Raw genomic sequence first — 3,539 nt, forward strand, 5'->3', positions numbered from 1 at the left:
ACCCATTTACCCTCTTCCGGGATGGGAGCTGGACCATGGTAGGCACCCTTTGCCAGGGGACACATGTGTTCCACTTCAGTAGAATAGATCATGAGTAACTCCTCAATGCGAATATTTAAGGGTATTCACAGGAAAACAGCGCGAATTCCGGCCGAAACCCCTTGTATCTGCTCTGTGGAGCAGCATCCAAGTACATTGAACTCCACGCCATTGTGCTGAAAATGACAGATGAGGTCAATAAGTAAAAAAGGATTTATATCAGGAACAGAATGTAATTATTTCTGCAGGGACTTTTTCCAAGGGGAGCACCTTGGCGGCTGCCCCTAACTCGACCGCGGAACGGGGCATCCCCCACACGATAGAGCTTTCTTCGTCCTGGGCTATAGTCATGGCACCGGCCTTTTTCATAGCCAAGAGTCCCTCCGCACCATCCCGCCCCATACCAGTAAGAAGTATCCCCAGGGCGTTCTGGCCAACCTCACGGGCGACCGAATGAAACAGCATATCCACCGCGGGTCGCTGGAAATGGATTCGTTCTTTCTGGTTCAGGTTGATGAATAAAGAAGCGCCGCGGCGCTGGACTTCCATGTGGTACCCGCCGGGGGCAATATAGACAGTCCCGGCCTGCAGTATCTCTTCCTGTTCACCCTCTTTAACATCCAGATTGCTAAGCTCATGGAGCCGCTGGGCAAACTGCCGGGTAAAATCGGGAGGCATATGCTGGACCACCACAATGGGGTACAAGTGGGCTGGCAAAACACGAAATATTTGTTCCAGCGCAACCGTACCCCCGGTGGAAGCTCCGATAGCGATGAGTTTTTCGGTAGTCCGCACCTGGGTAAGCAAGGTCTTGCCCGTATCCCGCTGAAGCAACGCAGATTGGCGGCGGCCAGTTCCAGTACCTTCCTCTGCTATACGGGATGCCCGCTCAATAAAACGGTCCCGGACTTCGTAGGCGGCGCGGATTTTACGGAGCACATCCTCTTTTACATCCTCTACGGTGATACTCCCTCCGGGCTTATTCACCACATCAAAGGCACCCAGTTCCAGAGCTTTTACCGCAGCATAGGGATCATGGGTTGTAACCGAGCTGACAATAATGACCGGCAGGGGAAAGTAATGCATGATCCGTTCCAGGAAGGAAAGACCATCCATACGGGGCATTTCGATATCCAGCGTGATGACATCGGGCTTAAGCTTAACAATCTTATCTCTGGCTACAAAGGGGTCTGGAGCGGTGCCTACGAGTTCCATATCAGGCTGTTTTTCAATAGCGGCGGACAGCACATCCCGCACAATCGCCGAGTCATCTACAACCAGAACCTTAATCATCGCCTGCTCCCGTAGTTAAATATTAGGATTGTACAAATCTTCCAAAGTGAGATGCTCTAGGCTGTTGACCATAAGTTTATTAGTTGCGGTATTAAAAATAACCCTTCTCCCAAACTCACCGCCCGTATGCATTGCAAGAATCCGGATACCTTCTTTTTTAAGCAGGTTTTGTGCCACTTCTATATTACGATCGCCGATAAAAAAAACTTCCCGCTCATCAAATACAATAAAGGCTCCGCCAATAATGGTTGCAACCAGATTTTCCCGCTTTGCCTCGTGCTTTACAAGGAAGCGGTGCAGCAAAACCTTTATAGCGATGTCGCCATATTTGGTACTCCGGTGAAGATCCGAAGGAGCTATTGGCAATAGGTAGTGGCACATGGCACCCCAGCGGTGTTCAGTATCATAGAGACAGACCGCTACGCAGGAGCCCAATACGGTTTTAAGAACCACCGGTTTTTTAGAAAACACAAGGTCCCCAGGATTTAAAAAAACCTCTTCTAGTGATCCATTGTTGGTAAATGTTCCATTTTGTCCAGTCGATATCATTGCCATACTATTACCCATCTTTTCTGTAAATAGAGTTACTCAAGGTTGTAAAACGGTTCCGGACCCCCACAAGACTCTCCGACAGTCCCAAAACAAGGTAGCCCGGTGTCTTAAGAACCTCCCACATTTTTGCGAGGATCTGTTCCTTTTCAGGTATACTGAAATATATAAGAACATTTCTTAAGAATATAACATCAAATTGTCTTGTAAAGGGGAAGGGGTCCATCAAATTAAATTCCCGAAAGGTAAGGAGGGAGCGGACATTGTCATTTATCGTAAAATTCTTATTTTGCGGATTAAACCGAAAATAGCGGCGCAGATATGCATCCTCCAATTCCCCGCGAATAGCCGAATAATGATAAACACTCGCGGTAGCGGTAGATAAAACTTTTTTTGAAATATCGCTGGCTAGAATTTTAATATCCCGCCCCGGCGGGGAAAAGCCCTGTTCAAGACAGGTAATGGCCATGCTATAAGCCTCTTCTCCTGAAGAACAAGCGGCGCTCCAGAGCCTAATGTAACTTTGATTTTTACCATAGGTCTGTAAATAATAGGCAAGAAACCTAAAATGCACCGGTTCTCTGAAAAAAAAAGTATAATTTGTAGTAAGACTGTTGATGAAAATAGTCTTTAGTTCGCCGCTTGTATCATGTTTTAGGGCATGAAAGAGTTTCTCATAGGATGCATAGTGCTTGTCGGGGCCTACGAATCTCTGAAGTCGGTATTCCACAAGGTATTTTTTAGCGCTGCTTATGGTAATTCCGGTCTCCTGAAACAGATATTCAGCCATTTTCCGAAACAATTCATCTGTTAAATACGATCCCTGCGGTACTAAATCCAAAATCTTCTCCGTTTTTTTAAAGTCCCTCATTACAGCGGGCTGAGAACAATCCAGGCCGGAAAAACTCCGGGCTGGAAATTGTCCGGCCTGGAAAATGCCCGGCCCGTTGGAGCATTAAAATCCTTTAAATTCATCCATGGGAATTACCTTTTCGGGGCTAATTTTTTCAATATCATCATGAGCACTTTTGGTTCCCCCCAGGTTTGCATTTGCCTGGTGAGTCTGGGCAAGTTCTTCATGAATTGCAGAACTGAGCGATTGACCGTTGGAACCGGTCTTGGATTTTATCTTTCCGCTTCCGCTTCTTTTCTCTCCTGCATTTGTCTGGGACTCTTCCAGAGCTGCCTTGGCGCCTTTGGTGATCCGGTTCAATACGGTTACAATTTCCCTGAGCTGTTCCACCTGGGCAAGCATCTCTTCTCCTGCAGAAGCGGTCTCCTCGCTGGAGGCTGCGGTCTGTTGGACCACGGTGTTGACCTGACTGATAGCCTTGGTAACCTGGTTGGCGCCCTTACTCTGTTCCTTGAATGCCCGGTTAATTTCGTCAAGCAGAATGTTAACCTTGTTTGCTGCTTCGCTCACTTTTTTAACATCCGCAGTAACTTCCTGGGTCCGTTCGGTGCCCTTTTCAATATTATTAACCACTGTTTCGATAAGTTCGCTGGTCTCGCTGCTCGCTTCCGCGCTCTTCTGAGCCAAAGCCTTAACCTGGTCAGCTACAACCGCAAAGCCCCGTCCTGCCTCGCCAGCCCTGGCTGCCTCCACTGCTGCGTTCAATGCTAAGATAGAAGTCTGGAAAGCAATATCATCGATTACC

4 protein-coding genes are annotated in these 3,539 nt (G+C 47.7%); all 4 read right to left on the bottom strand.

The window, feature by feature from the left end; all coding sequences use genetic code 11:
- Positions 1-258 precede the first annotated feature (258 nt).
- On the bottom strand, positions 259-1,332 hold the full coding sequence (locus Q7P68_RS13895; protein ID WP_304226675.1) for a protein-glutamate methylesterase/protein-glutamine glutaminase: 1,074 nt from the start codon (positions 1,330-1,332) through the stop codon (positions 259-261).
- Between the two features lie 15 nt (positions 1,333-1,347).
- Positions 1,348-1,881, bottom strand: a complete 534-nt coding sequence (locus Q7P68_RS13900) for a chemotaxis protein CheD (RefSeq protein ID WP_304226677.1) — start codon at positions 1,879-1,881, stop codon at positions 1,348-1,350.
- Between the two features lie 10 nt (positions 1,882-1,891).
- On the bottom strand, positions 1,892-2,722 hold the full coding sequence (locus tag Q7P68_RS13905) for a CheR family methyltransferase (RefSeq protein ID WP_304226679.1): 831 nt from the start codon (positions 2,720-2,722) through the stop codon (positions 1,892-1,894).
- 114 nt (positions 2,723-2,836) lie between these two features.
- On the bottom strand, positions 2,837-3,539 hold a 703-nt coding region (locus tag Q7P68_RS13910; protein ID WP_304226681.1), incomplete at its 5' end, for a methyl-accepting chemotaxis protein.

The organism is Gracilinema caldarium (assembly GCF_029265695.1).
Classification (GTDB): Bacteria; Spirochaetota; Spirochaetia; order Treponematales; family Breznakiellaceae; genus Gracilinema; species Gracilinema caldarium_A.